Genomic DNA, 17,133 nt, shown 5'->3' on the forward strand with positions numbered 1-17,133 from the left:
GCGCAGGAGCCGCCGGGGCTTCGGCCTTGGGCGCCTCGGGCGCGGGCGCCGCGGCCGGAGCCGGCGCGGCAGCACCGCCCTGAGCGCCCGACAACAGGGCCGAATAGTCTTCACCCTCCTTGCCCACAATGGCCAGAATGCCATCAACGGCCACCGATTCTTTTTCCTTGGGGCCGATGTAGAGCAGGGTGCCGTCTTCGTAGTTTTCCAGCTCCATGGTGGCTTTGTCGGTCTCGACTTCGGCCAGGATGTCCCCGGATTTAACTTTATCACCCACCTTTTTGAGCCAGGCCGCGATGGTCCCTTCGGTCATCGTGTCGCTCATTTTGGGCATTTTTATGATTTCGGCCATCAGATTTGTCGCGCTTGGATTGAGGAGGCCAAAATTAGCCCGAAAAGTTGGCCAGACAATGTTTGCGTCTTGCGAGTGTCCGTACGTCAATGCTCATTTTTAGCCGGGCAATGCGCGAGTCTTTCGCAAGGATGACACCGCAATGCCTGGCGAAACAATTGTACCCCCTACTCTGCCACCTGCAAATGGGCTACGTCCAGAAAGTTCTTCACCGTGAACACCGTGCCCGTGTACTCCAGCTTGTACAAGCATAAGTTGCTGTGCTCGAACCCCTCCATGGCGCTGAGCGGGTAGTTGAGCAGCTGGCACAGCATCACCCGCATGGCGCGGCCGTGCATGCACACCAGCACGGTTTGCTCGTCGGTGCGCGCCTTCAGCAGCTCGATGAAGGGGCGCTGGCGGGCGGCTACTTCCTCGGGGCTTTCGCCGCCGGTCAGGCGGGCGTCGGTGCGGCCGTTCACCCAGCCGTGCAGCACCTGGCGGTACTCGGCGTCTTCTTCCATCGTGATGCGGGTGCCCTCGCGCACGCCCCAGCTTATCTCGTTGAGGCCGGCATGGGCTTCGTGGGGCAGGCCGAGGTCGAGGAACTGCTGCACCGACTCGTGGGTGCGGCGCAGGGCCGAGGTATATACTTTATCGAAGGGCACGTGCCCGTAGGCCGCAAAAAACTGCGCGGCCTGGCGGCGGCCGGTGTCGTTCAGGCTCGAATCGACGCCGCTGCCCTGCACGATGCCGCGCACGTTGAAATCGGTCTGGCCGTGGCGCAGCAGGAAGATGGTCCGGGGCCTCACGTTGCGTGGTAGTTTTGCGGTACAATCCGTCAACAATCGTTCAAAGTACGGGGTTTTAGCCCCGGCCGTTGGCCCCCTACCCCTCAACCCGCTGTTCAAAGGCCGTTTTGCGTTTTTGAGCAGCCTTGCCCCTGCCCCATGACCCTGGAAGAAGTGAAGCGCTGGACGGACTCGCGGCCCAACCTGGCCCACGCCCTTGGCATCGAAATCACGGCCGTGTCGGAAGACGCCCTCGAAGGCCGCATGCCCGTCGACGGTCGCACCCACCAGCCCATGGGCCTGCTGCACGGCGGGGCTTCGGTGGCCCTGGCCGAAACGCTGGGCAGCATCGCCGCCGCCCTGCGCGTCGACCGCACGAAACAGGCTTGCGTGGGCCTCGAAATCAACGCCAACCACCTCAAGGGCGTGCGCGACGGCTGGGTGCGCGGCCGCGCCACGCCGGTGCACGTGGGCCGCAGCACGCAGGTGTGGGAAATCCGCATCACGCACGAAGAAACCGGGGCACTGGTGTGCCTCAGCCGCATCACCATGGCCGTGATTGACCTGCCCGGCGGCGAAAAGCAAGCGTAGATGCAGGCCCTCGAACTTCGGCAGTTGCGCTGGCCCGCCGCGGCGGCTGGCCTCGACGCGCGGGCCCGGCTGCGGCACCTGGCGGCGGGTGCGCTGCGCACCGGGCGGCCGCTGGCCTTGTGGCGCGAGCCCGGCGCCGAGCACCCGCGCCTGCTGGTGGCGCGCAGCCTCGAAGCGTCCTTCACCGGCCTGCCCCCGGCCCTGGACGCCCAGGCGCCGGCCGGCTTCGCCTTTTTTCCGTTCCGGGATTCCGACCACAACCCGGCCCTGTTTCTGCCCGCCGACGTGCGCTACGACGTGGCCGAGCCCGATACCGTGACGGTGGCCCCCGCCGCCAGCGACATCGTCCCCGGTCTGGCCGCCTGGCTGGCCGCCGCGCCCCTGGAGCACCTGGCTTGGCACCGCAGCCCCCAGCCCGCGCCGCGCCCCGCCACCCATGCCGAATACACGCAGCTGGTGGAAGAAGGCGTGGCGGCCATCGAAGCCAAGGAAGTGGTGAAGGTGGTGACCTCGCGCGCGGCGCGCCGGCCCCTGCCGGCCGGCTTCGATGCGTTTGCGGCGTTTCTGGAGCTGACGGAGCAGTACTCGCGGGCGTTTGTGTCGCTGGTGAGCGTGCCGGGCGTGGGCACCTGGCTGGGCGCCACGCCCGAGGTGCTGGCCGAGGTGACGACCGACGGCACCTTTCACACCATGGCGCTGGCCGCCACCCAGCCCGTAACGGCCGAGGTGACGCCGCGCACGGCCATCTGGCGCCAAAAGGAAATCGAAGAGCAAGCCCTGGTGGCCCGCTACATCGTGAGTTGCTTCAAGCAGCTGCGGCTGCGCGAGTACCACGAAACCGGCCCGCGCACCGTGGTGGCCGGCCAGCTGCTGCACCTGCGCACCGACTTTGAGGTGAACCTGCGGCAGGTGCCCTTCCCCAACCTGGGCACCGACATGCTGCGCCTGCTGCACCCCACCTCGGCGGTGGGCGGCATGCCCAAGCAGGCTGCCATGCACTTCATTGAGCGGCACGAAGGCTACGACCGCGCCTACTACAGCGGCTTCTTGGGCCCGGTGAACGTGGGGGCCGCCGGCGTGGCCCGCCTCTACGTGAACCTGCGCTGCCTGCAGCTGCGCGACGACGAAGCCATCCTCTACGCCGGCACCGGCCTCACCGTCGACTCCGACCCCGAGCGCGAGTGGCAGGAAACCGAAATGAAGCTGGAAACCGTAGCCACGGTATTACAGTGAACAGTTATTAGTGAGCAGTGAACAGTTGGAGAAATACCGCTCCATGCTAGCCAAATTGCCGCTGACCTCTGCTTGCTGCTAACTATTAATTGATAACTGACCTTATGCAGGCCGTTTACAACATCGCCGAAATCTGCGCCCGCCACGGCATTACCGATGTGGTGCTTTCGCCTGGCTCGCGCTCGGCGCCGCTCACGTTGGCCTTTGCCCGGCACCCGGCGTTTGCGGGCCGGCTGCGGGTGGTGCCCGATGAGCGCGCCGCGGCCTTCATTGGGCTGGGCATTGCGCAGGCCACCCGGCGGCCGGTGGTGCTGGTGTGCACCTCCGGCTCGGCGGGGCTGAACTACGCGCCGGCCGTGGCCGAGGCGTTTTTTCAGCAGGTGCCGCTGCTGGTGCTCACCGCCGACCGGCCGCCCGAGTGGATAGACCAGCTTGACGGCCAGACCATTCGGCAGCAAAACCTCTACGGCCGCCACGCCAAGGGCGCGTTTGAATGGCCGGTCGACACGGCGCACGCCGATGCCAAGTGGCACGCCGAGCGCCTGGTGAACGAGGCCATCAACTTGGCGGGCACCTACCCAGCCGGCCCGGTGCAGGTGAACGTGCCGCTGCGCGAGCCCTTCTACCCCAAAGCCGGCGAAGAGGCCCACTACGAGCAGGACGTGAAAATCATCCGCGACACGGACTACTCCACGCTGAATACCGGTCCGCTGCCGGGCCTACTGCACGAAATTCTGGCTGCTGGCCGCGTGCTGATTGTGGCCGGCCAACACCCCGTGGATGCCAAGCTGGAGGCGGCCCTGCGGCGGCTGGCGGCGGCGCACGGCATCCCGGTGGTGGCCGACGTCATTGCCAACGTAAGCGGCGAGGCCGAGCTGCGCGACAGCGAGGCAGCGGAAGGCGCGGGCCCAGAGGCGGCGTATGATTTTGCCCTGCACCGGCACGACGTGTTTCTGGCCGGGCTGCCAGCGGCCGAAAAAGCGGCGCTGCGGCCCGATTTGCTCATCACCTTTGGGCAGTCGCTGATTTCGAAAGCGCTGAAGCTGTTCCTGCGCGACGCCGCGCCGCGCCAGCACTGGCACGTGCAGGCCAGCGGCCCGGCTTCCGACACGTTCCGGCGCACCACCGACATCGTGCGCCTCACGCCCGCCGCCTTCTTCCAGGGCCTGGCCAATGCCGACCTGCCGCCCGGCGACGGCGCCACCGACGCTTTGGAGACTCTGACCAGCGACTGGCACCGCGCCGATGCGGCGGCGGCTACTCTGCTGAACCAGTTTTTCGCAGCACCCGCGCCGGATTTCAACGAGTTTTCGGCGTTCCGGCTGGCGCTGGCGGCCCTGGCGCCCCACACCGCCCTGCACCTGGCCAACAGCATGGCCGTGCGCTACGCCAACATCCTGGGGCTGCCGCACGGCCGGCACATCGAGGTGTTTGCCAACCGCGGCACCAGCGGCATCGACGGCTGCACCTCCACGGCCGTGGGCGCGGCGCTAGCCCAGCCCGGCCGCCCGGTGGTGCTGCTCACCGGCGACGTGGCGTTTTTCTACGACCGCAACGCCTTCTGGCACAATTACCCCACGCCCAACCTGCGCGTGGTGCTGTTCAACAACCACGGCGGGGGCATTTTCCGCATCATCGACGGGCCGCGCCAGCAGCCGGAATTGGACGAGTTTTTCGAAACGCGCCAGCAACTCACGGCCGAGAACACGGCGCGCGATTTTAACCTGCGCTACTTCCCGGTTTCGGCATTTGCTGAACTTGAAGCCGCGCTGCCGGTTTTCTTTGCAGCCGAAACCGGTGCGGCGGTGCTGGAAGTCTTCACGGATTCTAAAACCAACGCGGCGTTTTTTGAGCAATACCGCGCCGCGGTGAAACAAGCTTTTTCTTAACCCCAACTGCGAACCTAACATGCCCGAACAAATCAGCTGGACGCCCATCAAGGAGTTCAAAGAAATCCTCTTCACGCAGTACGGCGGCATTGCCAAAATCAGCATCAACCGGCCGCAGGTGCACAACGCCTTCACGCCGCTCACGGTGCAGGAGATGATTGAGGCCATGAACATCTGCCGCGACCGCACCGACATCGGCGTGGTGGTGCTCACCGGCGAGGGCGGCCGGGCCTTCTGCTCGGGCGGCGACCAGAGCGTGCGCGGCCACGGCGGCTACGTGGGCGACGACGCCGTGCCCCGCCTCAACGTGCTCGACCTGCAGAAGCAAATCCGCTCCATTCCCAAGCCCGTGGTGGCCATGGTGGCCGGCTGGGCCATTGGCGGCGGCCACGTGCTGCACGTGGTGTGCGACCTGACCATTGCGGCCGAAAACGCCCGCTTCGGCCAGACCGGCCCCAACGTGGGCTCGTTCGACGGCGGCTTCGGGGCCTCCTACCTGGCGCGCATCGTGGGCCAGAAAAAAGCCCGCGAAATCTGGTTCCTCTGCGACCAGTACAACGCCCAGGAAGCTCTCGACATGGGCTTGGTAAACAAAGTGGTGCCGCTGGAACAGCTGGAAGAAACCACCGTGGCCTGGTGCCACAAGATTTTGCAAAAAAGCCCGCTGGCGCTGCGCATGCTCAAGTCGTCGTTCAACGCCGAGCTCGACGGGCAGGCCGGCATTCAGGAGCTGGCCGGCAACGCCACGCTGCTCTACTACCTGAGCGACGAAGCCAAAGAAGGCCGCAACGCCTACATGGAAAAGCGCCAGCCGGACTTCTCGAAATTTCCGAAATTCCCGTAGTGGCGGGGTATTACTCATGTAGAAAAAAGGCCTGCACTTCGGTGCGGGCCTTTTTTTGTGGGCGAACTACATTTGCCTCTGCCGCGCAGGCCGCTCCATTTACTAAGGCCCCGACCCATGTTCACGTTTCGCAAAGGCTATTTCTGGGCGGGCGTGGGCGTGCTGCTGGTTGAAATAGGCATTGCGCGCTACGTGCATGACGCGGTTATCCGGCCCTACATCGGCGATATGCTGGCGGTGGTGCTAGTGTATTGCCTGTTGCGCAGCGTGCTGAAGGCGGGCGTGTGGCCGCTGGCCTGGCTGGCCCTGCTGGTGGCCTGCGCGGTGGAGGCAGGACAATATTTTCACTGGTTGCGGTGGCTAGGGCTTCAGCATTCGGCTTTGGCCCGGGTGGTGCTGGGCACGGCTTTTTCCTTGCTCGACCTGCTCACGTATGCGGCAGGCTTCGTGGCCGTCATCGCCGTGGAAAGGCTTCGAGTGCCCGCAGCTGGGCTGAACGGGCGACCGGCGTCCCTCTAAAACCCTTCCCCAAAGGCCCGGCAGCCCTCGCACCAGCCAAAGAAAAACCGCAGGCGCTCGTGCTTGCGCTCTTTCTTTTCGGCCTTGGCCTGGGCGCGGGCTTGCTGCTGCTCCGGCGTGAGGGCCTGGGGCTGCGAGTTGGAAACCGGGGCGGCGGAGGTCGGGCTTTGCGGGTGGGAGTTCATGGCGGAAGAGCTTGATGGAGAACCTATATTAGCCATTATTTGCCGCAAAGTCAAGTGTTTCGCTCCAGCCCGGGGCGGCCTGCCCCACGACGGCGCCCCTTCTACCGCCATGACCGACGCCGACTTCCACCGCGCCATTCGCTACGTTCGCCGGGTGCACTGGCTGCACTACCCGGTGCAGGGCCTGCTGATGGCGGGCGCGGTGCTGGTGGCCGGCGCGCACGCCGCCGCGGGGCCCAGCACCGAGCCACAGCTGGCTACCTGGCCCGCCCTGCTGAGCCTGGTGGCGCTGGTGCCGGTGCTGGCCGTGGTGCTGGTGGCCCTGTACCGGCGCCTGCGGCCCAGCCTGCGCCGGCCCGCCGAAGAAAACCTGCGCATTTACCTGGGCCGCATTTTCCTGCGCAACAGCTTGGCCGCGCTGGTGGCGCTGCCCATGCTGGGCTCCTACGCCTTCACGCATTCGTGGTTCGACCTGGGGGCGGGCGCGGCCATGCTGCTGGCCCTGTGCTGGCGGCTGGCGCCTTCGGCCCACACCTACCAGCGGTGGCTGCTGAGCTGAGGCCGGGCAACGTTCTGCCCGGGGGCCGCGGCGGCCGGCGGCGCGCAAGTAGTTTTGCCGCATGACCACTGCCCTGCCCACGTCCCTCCTGCTCAACGGCCGCGAATACGCCTACGCCGCCATCCAACAATACCCCGCCCAGCTCGACGCCCCGGTGAATGGCTACGAAGCCAAGGTGCTGGATTTTGTGCGGCAATGGCTGAGCGGGACGCAGGAGTTTGCTCTCACCACGTCGGGCAGCACGGGCACGCCCACGCCCATCACGCTGCGGCGGCGGCAGCTGGAGGCCTCGGCCCGGCGCACGGCCGACTACTTCGACCTCGGCCCCGGCGACCGCGCCCTGGTCTGCCTCAACTGCGAATACATCGGCGGCATGATGATGCTGGTGCGCGGCCTGGAGCGCAACATGCACCTCACCATTGTGGAGCCACACGCCAACCCGTTTGCCTACGTGGCCGCCGAGGCCAAATTCGACTTCGCCGCCTTTGTGCCCCTGCAGCTCAAGGCCGTGCTGGCCGCCGGCCTGGCTCCGCGCCTCAACCAGATGAAGGCCATTCTGATAGGCGGCGCGCCCGCCGATGCCGCCCTGCAGCACGAGGTGCAGCCGCTGCGCGTGCCGGTGTACCTCACCTATGGCATGACCGAAACCTGCTCCCACGTGGCCCTGCGCCGCCTCAGCGGCCCCGAGGCCAGCCCTACCTTCCGCGTGTTCACGGGCATTGCGGCGGGGCAGGACGAGCGCGGCTGCCTCACGCTGCGCGGCGACGTGACCGACGACCAGCTCATCATCACCAACGACCGGGTGAACCTGCTCGACGCCCACACCTTCGAGTGGCTGGGCCGGGCCGATTTTGTGATAAACTCGGGTGGCGTGAAAGTACCGGCCGAAAAGGTGGAGCTGGTGCTCGACGTGGCCCTGGCCGAAATCGGGGAGTCGCGCCGCTGCTTCGTGGCCGGGCAGCCCGACGAGCGCCTCGGCCAGGCCGTGACGGCCTTCATCGAAGGCCCCGCCCTGGCGCCCGAGGTCGAACAACGGCTGCAAACGCTGCTGGCCGAGCGCTTGGGCCGCTACGAGCAGCCTAAGCAGCTGCGCTACGTGCCCGAATTCCGGATGACGGCCACGGGCAAGCTGGACCGGGCGGGCACCCTGCGCAGCTTGTAGGCGGGCGAGGGCCACTGCCCAGGGCTAGTCGCGCCGCAGCCCCTCCTGCGAGAAAAGCGGTTCCTTCTGCTTCAGCACTTTCACCAGTTCGCCCAAAAATACGTTGGCGCGCAGGTAGAACACCGGGCCGTTGAGCTCTTTCTGCACGGCGCGGGGCACAAACAACGGCTGCCGCCACCCTAGGCCCGTGCCGAAACCGGCCCAGTGCAGCAGCCGGTATTGCGCCGCCAGGGCGGGCTCGGCTACGCCCAAAAAGTCGCGTGGGGTTTTGTCGAGGTCGCCGTCGTCGGCCTCATAAAGTACATACACCGAGCCCATGCCCAGCTGCAGGTTGGCGCTGATTTCCCAACGGGGCTTTTCGAGCAGCACGTAGCCGGCGTAGGCGGCCAAGTAGCGAAAACGGAGCTGGGCGTCGGCGTCTTCGGCGGCGTTGTCGGGCTTGGCCTGGCGGGTGGGCACGCCGGTGCTCAGGAAATAAATGGCCGCCCCGGTGCGAAAGCGGCTCTTGAACTCCAGGCCCAGCTTTAGGCCGTTGATGGTGGTGAGGTGGTGGTTGATGATGGAGTAGCGCGAATCGTACTGCGCCACAAACCGGTTGCGCGGCAGGCGCGGAACAGCCGGCCGGCCCTTGATGGTGTCGCGGGGCACGGCAGCGGGTGGGCGGGCCAATGCCGCCGGTGCAGTCAGCAGCAGCCCACCCAACAGGTAGTAAAACAAAGACATAGGTGCCAAATACGTAAAAACTGGCCAGCGGGTGGCGGCCGCCGCCGGATAGTAACCGCGTTGGCGGCCGGTGGTTATCGGGCCAACTCGGCGGTGATGGCAGCCACGGCTTTCTGGCCTTCGCTGGGGCGCGGGGCCGAGCGGGTGATGATGCGGCCATCGCGCCCGATGAGCCAATAGGTGGGGTAGCCCGTTACCTGGTAGCGGTTGGCCACGTCGTCGCCCTCGGGACTGCGCAGGTGAATGCTGTTGGGACCGGTGAGGTGCTCGGCGGCCAGCACCTGCTGCCACTTGTCTTCTTTGTCGCGCACCGAGATGTAGACGAAGGCCACGTCGCGCCCCTCAAACTTCTTCCTGAGCTCGTTGCTGGCGGGCATTTCCTGCATGCACGGCCCGCACCACGTCCCCCAGAAATCGAGGTAGATAACCTTGCCGCGCAGCTCCGCCAGCGACACTTTTTGGCCCTCGTGGTTCAGCAGCGCAAAGGCCGGGGCCGGATTGCCCACCTTCACCGCCAGCTGCCGGCCGATGAGGACGCGCAGGTCGCGCGCCATGGTGGAGTCGTGGTTGTGGGTGCGGAAAGTGGGATAAGCGGCTAGCACGCCATCGAGGTCGGTATCGAGCTTCCAGCTGTAGAACTGGTACATGGCCCGGTCGAGGGCGGCCGTGCTGGGGCCAAAATCGGCCTGGGCCTGGGCGTAGTGCCGGCGGGCTTCGGCGGGGTCGGTGCTGAGTTTGCCCGAGGGCGCGAGGCGGTAATTGTAGTTGGTCAGAAAGTTCATCACGGCCATGTTGCCGTTGAGGCCCCGGTCGCCGAGGTACTGGTCAAATGTTTTCAGGGGCAGCTGCTGCAGAAAGTCGAAGTACGAGGCCGGTGGGGAGGGGTAGCCCCCGGAATGCAGCAGCAGGCGGTGGGCCCAGGTCAGGTCGATGTCGAGGGTGCGGTCGCGCACAAAATCGGCGGGCAGCGGGTGGGCCTTGGCGAACGTGGTCAGGAAGCTGCGCCGGGCCTGGCGGTTGTCGTCGGCCTCCTGCCGCATCTGGGCGAGCGTGGGCCGGGCCGTGGACGCCGGGCGCGGCGCACGGGCGGGGCTAAACTCAAATTTCCACAGCGCCTGCGCCATGTAGTTGCTGGCATTGGCCCCGCGCCCGGTGTACTGCAGGCTTTCGTCGAAGCTCGGGAAGTCGAGCGTCATGCGCACATCGTCGCCGGGCGCGAGGTAGAGGCTGGTGCGCTGGCCCGCATAGGAAAACGTAATGCCCGTGATGCCTTTCAAATCCGGCACCGTCACCTTAAAATCGCCGGTGGGGCTGAGCACCGTGCGCACCCGCTGGTGGTAGAGGTGCTGGTGGTATTCGAGCCGAATTGAATCGCCGGCCGGGGCGTGGGCGAGGTGGCCGCTGAGTGTGGCCGTGGCAGGTGGCGCGGGAAGCAGGCGCAGCGCGGCGCCCATGGCCAGCGCGGGCAGAGCAAGGAGCATGCGAATAGCGTGACGATGGAAAAAGGATTGGAAAGGTAAGATTCGGCCGGCTTGCACTGGGTTGCTTTGCCCCTACCCAATGGCTGCCTGACCCGCCAAATCCGTCGTCTCGCCCCGATTGCGCGGGTGGGCGGCGCGGGCAAAACGTAAGTTTGAGCCAGCTATTGCAACTCATCAGCCGCTTATGCCCACGCCCGACTTCCTGTTTTCCCTCGCCAACCCCGTGGCCCTGCTGGGCTGGGCGCTGCTGGTGCTGGCCCCGCGCTGGCGCGGCACCCGCGCCGTGGTGCTGAGCGGGGCCCTGCCCCTGCTGCTGGCCCTGGCCTACGCCGCGCTCATCACGGCGCACTACCTGGGCCCGCACGGCCACGAAGGCGGCTTTGGCTCGCTGGCCGAGGTGGCGGCGCTGTTTCGCGACCCGTGGGCGCTGCTGGCGGGCTGGGTGCACTACCTCTGCTTCGACATGTGGACGGGGGCCTGGGAGCTGCGCGATGCCCAGCGGCGCGGCGTGCCCCACGGGCTGCTGATTCCCTGCCTGCTGCTCACCTTCCTGTTTGGGCCGGTGGGGCTGCTGCTGTATTTCGGCCTGCGGCAATTCTACCCCACCGCCGAAATCCCGGCCTAACGTTTCTGCCTGCCTGTCTTCCCCCTGGATTGCGCTCCATGAGTCTTGTTTATGAAATTCTGCTGTGGCTGTTCGTGGTGAACCTGGGCCTTGCCACCGGCGCCGGCCTGTTTGAAACGCGCATTGTGCTGCCGCAATGGTTCGGCCGCACGGCCACGGGCTACGCCGTGAACGGCGACGCCATGCGCGACCTCGACACAGGCCGCCGGTTCTGGGGCATGGTCACCACGCTGCCGCTCACCTTGCTCACCCTGGCGAGCTTAGTGGCTAGCTGGCAGGCCCCGCCCCCGCTGCGCGCCTGGTGGCTGGCCGCGGCCCTGCTCACGCTGCTGGAGCGCCTGGCCACCTTCGCCTTTTTCATTCCCACCGCCCTGCGCCTGCAACGCGCCGCCCCCGGGGCTAGCGCCAGCCGGCTCATTGGCTGGTGGCTGCGGCTGAACTACCTGCGCCTGGCCCTCAACCTGCTGGCGTGGCTGGCGGCACTGCGCGCTTTCTCGCTGCTGGGCGCCCTTGGCTGAGGCGGCCCTGGGTCCCGACTCTCTTTCCACTTTTTACTGCGCATCATGAAAACTGCCCTGCTTCAAACCTCGCTCTTTTCGTCGGATGCTTCGGCGGATTCCGTGTTCACCTCGGTGGGTTCGGCGCTGCGGGTGCTGCACCGCGTGAACCCCGTGCTCTCCTGGACCGGCTGGCTGAACGTGGCCCTGGCCGTGCTGGCCGTGGCCGGGCTGCTGCTCGACCACCGCCTGGTGACCGGCGCCCCGGCCTGGCTCAAGCCCCTGAAGTTCTCGCTGTCCATCATCGCCTTTGCCTGGACGCTGGGCTGGCTGCTGGCCGATTTGCCGCAGGCCGCCCAACGCAGCGTGCTCTACCTCAGCTGGGGCCTGGCCGTGAGCATGCTCGTGGAGCAGGCCGTGATTTTTGTGCAGGCCGCCCGCGGCACCACCTCGCACTACAACACCGGCTCGGCGCTGAATGGCGCGCTGTTTGGCCTGATGGGCCTCTTTATCCTGGTGAACACGCTGATGACGGTGTGGGCCCTGTACCTGGTGTGGCACCACCCGCTGCACGGGCCGGCGGGCTACGTGTGGGGCGTGCGCCTGGGGCTGCTGGTGTTTCTGGTGGGCAGCGTGCTGGGCGGCATGATGATTCACAACCTGCAGCACACCGTGGGCGCCCCCGACGGCGGCCCCGGCCTGCCCGGCCTGGGCTGGAGCACCCGCGCCGGCGACCTGCGCATTGCGCACTTTCTGGGCATGCACGCGCTTCAGGCCCTGCCCCTGCTGGGCTGGCTGCTGAGCAGCTGGGCGCCGCGCTGGGCATCGCAGCTCACCTGGACGGGGGCCGCCCTCTACGCCGCACTGGTGGCCGGCACGTTTGCCCTGGCAATGGCCGGGCGGCCGCTGTGGGCCGCACACTAGCAAACCGGCTATTTTTACCCGCGCCGCACCCGCCGGCCCTTCGCTTGTCGCCATGCTCCGCCGCAATGACCGCCGTTTTGTGCTCCTAGGCATTCCGCTGCTGAGCGCGGTGATTACGGCCTTCGGCCTCGTGGGCCAACCCGACAAGAGCGGGGCCGACGTGCTGGTGAGCTGGCTGATTTCGCTGTATTTCACCACGGGCTATTGGCTGAGCAACTACCAGCTGTGGCGGTGGCTGCTCGAGCGCTTTCCCAGCCCCGAACAAACGCCGCGCCGCCTCTGGGTGCTGGCCGGCCTGGCCCTGCTGGTCACGTCGGCGGCCACGGTGGTGCTCACGCTGCCCCTGCACTGGGTGCGGCCCGCCTACTTTCCGCTCACGCCGGCCGCGCTGTGGCAGGGCACGCGTTTCAGCCTGGTGCCCACCGTGGGCGTGCTCACGCTCTACGAAGCCATGTACTTCTTCGAGCAGTGGAAAGCCAACCTGCACCGCGCCGACCACCTGGCCCGCGCTTCTACCCAGGCCCAGCTCGACGCCCTGCAGGGCCAGCTCGACCCGCATTTTCTGTTCAACAACCTCAACACCCTGGCCGCGCTCATCGAGCCCGACAACGTGCCGGCCCAGCAGTTTGTGGAGCACCTGGCCGACGTGTACCGCTACGTGCTGCTGGCCCAGGGCCGCGCCACGGTGCCCCTGGCCGAGGAGCTGGCCTTCGTCGAAACCTACCTGGAGCTGCACAAAGCCCGCTTTCGGGAAAACTTGGTGGTGGAAACGCAGATAACGCCGGCCGCGCTGGCCCGCCACGTGGCGCCCCTGAGCGTGCAGCTGCTGGTGGAAAATGCCCTCAAGCACAACGTGGCCTCGCGCGAGCACCCGCTGCACCTGCGCCTCAGCGCCGCCCCCGAAGCGCCCGACACGCTGCGCGTGGAAAACACGTGGCGGCCCCGCACCGCGGGCCTGGCGCCCGGCACCGGCACGGGCCTGGCCAACGTGCGCAGCCGCTACGCCCTGTTGGGGGCCCCGCAGCCGGTGCAAACGCGCGCGGCCGGGGGCACCTTTGTGGTAGACCTGCCCTTGCTGCCCGCCCCGGCCCCCCGCCTGCCATGACCATTCTGCTGCTCGAAGACGAATACCCGGCCGCCGAACGCCTCCAGCGCCTCGTGGCCCAGGCCGCGCCCGAAGCGCAGGTGGTGGCCGTGCTCGACACCGTGAGCAGCGCCCTGGCCTGGCTGGCCGCCCACCCCGCGCCTGCTCTCATTCTCAGCGACATTCAGCTGGCCGACGGCCTCAGCCTCGAAATCTGGGAGCAGGCCGTGGTGCCCAGCCCGGTCATTTTCACCACCGCGTTCGATGCGTATGCCATTCGGGCGTTTCAGGCCAACAGCGTGGCGTATTTGCTGAAGCCGGTGAAGCTGGCCGAGCTGCAGGCGGCCCTCGCCAAGCTGCGCCAATGGCCCGGCGCTGCGCCGCCCCCGGACTTGGCCAAGGCTGCCAGCGCAACCCTTCCGCCGGCCTCCTCCAACCTGGAGCGCCTCCTGGACGCCCTCCCCCGCCCCGGCCGGCCCTACAAAACGCGGTTTTTGGTGCGCCAGGGCGAGCAGCTGCTGCCGCTGCCCGTGGCCGAGGCGGCCTGGTTTATTAGCCGCAACGAGACCGTGACGCTGGTGGCTGCCGACGGCCGCCGCTTCGTGCTCGACTACACCCTGGAGCAGCTCGAAAGCCTGCTCGACCCGGCGCAGTTTTTTCGGCTCAACCGGCAGGTCATTGCCCACCTGCCCGCCGTGCGCCGCCTGCATCCGCATTTTGGCGGCAAGCTGCTGGTGGAGCTGCACCCCGCCCCAAGCGAGGAGGTGCTGGTGAGCCGGGAAAAAGCCGGCGCCGTGAAAAACTGGCTGGAAGGCTAGGTGCAAAAAAATTCGGGCAAGTCTGTAACGTTCGAAAAGTCGCGCGGTATCCACACCTGCATCCGCTCTTCACCTTTTTTCTGCAATCAACATGAGCGGGCCGCGACGGGCGGCCCGCTCCGGGCCGGGTACTTCCCCGGGCCGGGCATCCTCCGTTCCCCAAGCCGGCAATTGCTGCCTTTCCGCTACCTGCCTTTGGCCGGAACGGGCATCGCCTTGCTTTTGCTCAGCCACCCTGCAGCGGCTGAATTGCTCGCCACTCCACTCACCGCCAATGCCTTATGCCACACCTTGCCTTTCTGCTAAACGCCGTCTCTTCCCGAATGCAGTTCCACGCCTTGCCCACGGTGCTGCTGGTGCTGTGCAGCTGGCTGATTGGCACCACTGCCCAGGCGCAAGTGGCCGCCGTGACGGGCAGCGTGCGCAGCAGCGCGGGCGCGGGCATCGAATTTGCCACCGTCACGCTGCACCGCGCGGCCGATTCTTCGGTGGTGAAAACAGAATTCAGCGACGCACAGGGCGGTTTTCGGCTGGAGTACAAGGCCGGCGGCAGCTACCGGGTGTCGGCCTCGCAAGTGGGGTTTGTGCGCTACTGGAGCCAGCCCTTTGAGCTGCCCGCGGCCGGCGTGGCCCTGCCGGCCATTGCCCTGCACACCAGCGCGGCCACGGCCCTGAAAGAAGTGACGGTGGTGGGCCAGAAGCCCCTGTTTGAGCGCCTGGCCGACCGCACGGTGGTGAACGTGGAAGGCAGCGCCCTGGCGGCGGGCAACACCTCGCTCGATGTGCTGGCCCGCTCGCCCGGTGTGACCGTGGACGGCAGCGACAACCTTGCCCTGAAAGGCCGCACGGGCCTACTCGTGCTCATCGATGGCAAACGCCAGCCCATGACGGGCTCCCAGCTGGCCGACTACCTGCGCGCCCTGCCCGCCGACCAACTCAAGAGCATCGAGCTGATAACGAACCCACCGGCCAAGTACGACGCCCAGGGCGGCGCCGGCATCATTGCCATCAACCTCAAGAAAGACCAGCGCCTGGGCACCAACGGCAGCTTCAACGCCAGCCTGGGCCGGAGCGACTACACAAAATTTACGACCGGCCTCACCTTCAACCACCGGCGCGAGAAGGTGAATCTGTTTTCGTCGGTGACTTACGCCAAACGCGAGTTTTTTAGCGAGCGCAACACGTACCGCTACTTCTACGAGGCGCGCGACGGCCAACCCGAGCTCAAAGGCACCAGCGACCAGCGCAACAGCACCGTGTCGACGAGCCACTTCGTTTACTCGCGGGCCGGCGCCGATTTTAACCTCTCCAACAACACGGTACTTGGCGGCGTGGTGACGCTTTTCTCGGTGCCGGACCCCGGGCCCAGCAGCCGGGGCTTGAACACCAGCGTGTTTTACGACGCCAGCGGCCGGGTGCAGGAATCGTACTCGGCCCTGAGCACCAGCATGGGCTACGACCCCAACTTTTCGGGCAACGTCAATTTCAAGCACACGTTTGGCGAAGGCACCGGCCGGCCTGAGCTCACGGCCGACGTGGACTACTCGCAGTATTACAACCGTCGGACGCAAAGCCAGACCACGTTTGTTGAACCCAATGTGGCCGCCAACACCATCGCCAGCGACCAGACCAGTGAGCTGAGCATCCGGTCCGTAAAGGCCGATTACACGCAGTCACTCAACGAGAAAACGCGCCTCGAAGCCGGAGCCAAAGCCAGCTTGGTGGCCGCCGACAACGACATCCGTTTCGAGAATACCCGCCTGGGCGTGACCACCCTGGACCGTAACCTGAGCAACCGGTTCAAGTACGACGAATTCATTTCGGCGGCCTACGTCAACCTCAACCACACCGCCGGCAAACTCAACGTGCAGGGCGGCCTGCGCGGCGAGCAAACTCACGCCAAAGGACAGCAAATCACCACCAACGAAGGCTTCGTGCGCGACTATTACCAGTTGTTTCCGAGCGCGGCGCTGAAGTACACCCTCAACGAGCGCCACGAAACCTCACTCTCCCTGAGCCGGCGCATCAACCGGCCCGGCTACTGGCAGCTCAACCCCTTCCGCTTTATCATCGACCCGGCCACTTCCGGCAAAGGCAACCCCGACCTGCGCCCCGAAACCAGCTTCAACACCGAAATTAACTATACCTACAAGCAGAAGTACACCCTCGGCCTGAGCTACAGCCGCACGAACGCCCCCATCACCGACGTGGCCTACCCCGAAACCGACAGCACCACGGTGTCGACCAACGTCAACCTCGACCTGCAGCACTACGTGGCCCTCACCCTCACGGCCCCGCTCACGTCCGGCAAGTGGTTGAATATCTACAACAACGCCATCCTTTACTACATTCACTACCAAGGCAACCTGGCCGGCACCTCCCTGCGCGCGGGCAAGCCCACCCTCAACCTCACCAGCAACTGGACTTTCACGATGGGCAAGGGCTGGGGCGCCGAGCTCAATGGCCGCTACACCTCGGCGCAGCGCGTGGGCTTCTTCGAATTTCAGCCCATGGGCCAAGTGGGCGTGGGGGTCAAAAAGGACGTGTGGGACCGCAAAGGCACCTTCCGCCTGGCCGTCACCGATATTTTCTATACCGCCCCGCTGCGGGCCGTTTCGGAGTACACCAACTACCGCCAGGACCTGTACCTGCGCCGCGACTCGCGCGTGGCCACGCTCTCCTTCAACTGGCGCTTCGGCAACGACAAGGCCACCGCCGCGCCCACCCGCCGCACCGGCGCTGAGGAAGAACGCCGCCGGGCACAATAGGCCGCAGCCTCATTTAAAACCCTCATGCCGAGCGCAGCCGAAGCCGCTCTGCCACACTAAACGCGTGGCAGAGCGGCTTCGGCTGCGCTCGGCATGAGGGTCTGTTTAC

Annotated in this window: 18 protein-coding genes; 13 read left to right on the forward strand and 5 right to left on the reverse strand. The window is 66.3% G+C overall.

The genetic code is table 11. From position 1 onward, the window contains the following. Together JAO73_RS20110 and JAO73_RS20115 are read right to left on the reverse strand one after the other, a co-directional pair. The coding region (locus tag JAO73_RS20110; RefSeq protein WP_317191260.1) for a biotin/lipoyl-containing protein at positions 1-352 on the reverse strand (352 nt) is incomplete at its 3' end. A 167-nt stretch (positions 353-519) separates the two neighbouring features. Further along, complete coding sequence (locus tag JAO73_RS20115; RefSeq protein WP_198979062.1) at positions 520-1,143, reverse strand: histidine phosphatase family protein; 624 nt, start codon at positions 1,141-1,143, stop codon at positions 520-522. Between the two features lie 138 nt (positions 1,144-1,281). On the opposite strand from JAO73_RS20115, the gene JAO73_RS20120 reads away from it, so the two are divergent. The 5 genes from JAO73_RS20120 to JAO73_RS20140 all read left to right on the forward strand — a co-directional run bounded on the left by JAO73_RS20120 (position 1,282) and on the right by JAO73_RS20140 (position 6,198). Further along, positions 1,282-1,713: a hotdog fold thioesterase gene (locus JAO73_RS20120; RefSeq protein ID WP_190921875.1), complete on the forward strand. Its 432-nt coding sequence runs from the start codon at positions 1,282-1,284 to the stop codon at positions 1,711-1,713. Further along, positions 1,714-2,946: a chorismate-binding protein gene (locus tag JAO73_RS20125; protein ID WP_198979063.1), complete on the forward strand. Its 1,233-nt coding sequence runs from the start codon at positions 1,714-1,716 to the stop codon at positions 2,944-2,946. It abuts the gene before it with no gap. Between the two features lie 89 nt (positions 2,947-3,035). Continuing rightward, the gene (menD, locus tag JAO73_RS20130; RefSeq protein WP_317191261.1) at positions 3,036-4,835 is read left to right on the forward strand and encodes a 2-succinyl-5-enolpyruvyl-6-hydroxy-3-cyclohexene-1-carboxylic-acid synthase; all 1,800 of its coding nucleotides are present in this window, start codon (positions 3,036-3,038) and stop codon (positions 4,833-4,835) included. Positions 4,836-4,854: 19 nt separating this feature from the next. Then, a complete protein-coding gene (gene menB / locus JAO73_RS20135) occupies positions 4,855-5,679 on the forward strand; it encodes a 1,4-dihydroxy-2-naphthoyl-CoA synthase (protein ID WP_190921872.1) in 825 nt (274 codons plus the stop codon). 117 nt (positions 5,680-5,796) lie between these two features. After that, positions 5,797-6,198 carry a ribosomal maturation YjgA family protein gene (locus JAO73_RS20140; RefSeq protein WP_198979064.1) on the forward strand — a complete coding sequence of 134 codons (402 nt, stop codon included), beginning with the start codon at positions 5,797-5,799 and terminating at the stop codon, positions 6,196-6,198. Here JAO73_RS20140 and JAO73_RS20145 read toward each other — a convergent pair. Next, positions 6,195-6,383 carry a hypothetical protein gene (locus JAO73_RS20145; RefSeq protein WP_198979065.1) on the reverse strand — a complete coding sequence of 63 codons (189 nt, stop codon included), beginning with the start codon at positions 6,381-6,383 and terminating at the stop codon, positions 6,195-6,197. The genes JAO73_RS20140 and JAO73_RS20145 overlap by 4 nt on opposite strands. A gap of 109 nt (positions 6,384-6,492) precedes the next feature. Between JAO73_RS20145 and JAO73_RS20150 the strand changes: the two genes are divergently transcribed. Next, on the forward strand, positions 6,493-6,942 hold the full coding sequence (locus JAO73_RS20150) for a hypothetical protein (RefSeq protein ID WP_198979066.1): 450 nt from the start codon (positions 6,493-6,495) through the stop codon (positions 6,940-6,942). A 61-nt stretch (positions 6,943-7,003) separates the two neighbouring features. Next, positions 7,004-8,104, forward strand: a complete 1,101-nt coding sequence (locus tag JAO73_RS20155; protein ID WP_198979067.1) for an AMP-binding protein — start codon at positions 7,004-7,006, stop codon at positions 8,102-8,104. A 24-nt stretch (positions 8,105-8,128) separates the two neighbouring features. Here JAO73_RS20155 and JAO73_RS20160 read toward each other — a convergent pair whose 3' ends face one another. Next, positions 8,129-8,827: a hypothetical protein gene (locus JAO73_RS20160; RefSeq protein ID WP_198979068.1), complete on the reverse strand. Its 699-nt coding sequence runs from the start codon at positions 8,825-8,827 to the stop codon at positions 8,129-8,131. A gap of 74 nt (positions 8,828-8,901) precedes the next feature. Next, positions 8,902-10,308: a TlpA family protein disulfide reductase gene (locus JAO73_RS20165; protein ID WP_198979069.1), complete on the reverse strand. Its 1,407-nt coding sequence runs from the start codon at positions 10,306-10,308 to the stop codon at positions 8,902-8,904. Positions 10,309-10,492: 184 nt separating this feature from the next. On the opposite strand from JAO73_RS20165, the gene JAO73_RS20170 reads away from it, so the two are divergent. The 6 genes from JAO73_RS20170 to JAO73_RS20195 all read left to right on the forward strand — a co-directional run bounded on the left by JAO73_RS20170 (position 10,493) and on the right by JAO73_RS20195 (position 17,024). Next, complete coding sequence (locus tag JAO73_RS20170; RefSeq protein WP_198979070.1) at positions 10,493-10,933, forward strand: ABA4-like family protein; 441 nt, start codon at positions 10,493-10,495, stop codon at positions 10,931-10,933. Between the two features lie 38 nt (positions 10,934-10,971). Beyond that, on the forward strand, positions 10,972-11,451 hold the full coding sequence (locus JAO73_RS20175; RefSeq protein WP_198979071.1) for a DUF1772 domain-containing protein: 480 nt from the start codon (positions 10,972-10,974) through the stop codon (positions 11,449-11,451). 45 nt (positions 11,452-11,496) lie between these two features. Further along, positions 11,497-12,354 carry a hypothetical protein gene (locus JAO73_RS20180; RefSeq protein ID WP_198979072.1) on the forward strand — a complete coding sequence of 286 codons (858 nt, stop codon included), beginning with the start codon at positions 11,497-11,499 and terminating at the stop codon, positions 12,352-12,354. A gap of 52 nt (positions 12,355-12,406) precedes the next feature. Continuing rightward, the gene (locus JAO73_RS20185) at positions 12,407-13,459 is read left to right on the forward strand and encodes a sensor histidine kinase (RefSeq protein WP_198979073.1); all 1,053 of its coding nucleotides are present in this window, start codon (positions 12,407-12,409) and stop codon (positions 13,457-13,459) included. Next, positions 13,456-14,256, forward strand: coding sequence for a LytR/AlgR family response regulator transcription factor (locus tag JAO73_RS20190; protein WP_198979074.1), 801 nt, complete (start codon positions 13,456-13,458; stop codon positions 14,254-14,256). The genes JAO73_RS20185 and JAO73_RS20190 overlap by 4 nt, the downstream gene beginning before the upstream one ends. 323 nt (positions 14,257-14,579) lie before the next feature. Beyond that, complete coding sequence (locus JAO73_RS20195) at positions 14,580-17,024, forward strand: TonB-dependent receptor (protein WP_198979075.1); 2,445 nt, start codon at positions 14,580-14,582, stop codon at positions 17,022-17,024. Positions 17,025-17,133: the final 109 nt, after the last annotated feature.

The organism is Hymenobacter miniatus (assembly GCF_016427455.1).
Lineage (GTDB): Bacteria > Bacteroidota > Bacteroidia > Cytophagales > Hymenobacteraceae > Hymenobacter > Hymenobacter armeniacus.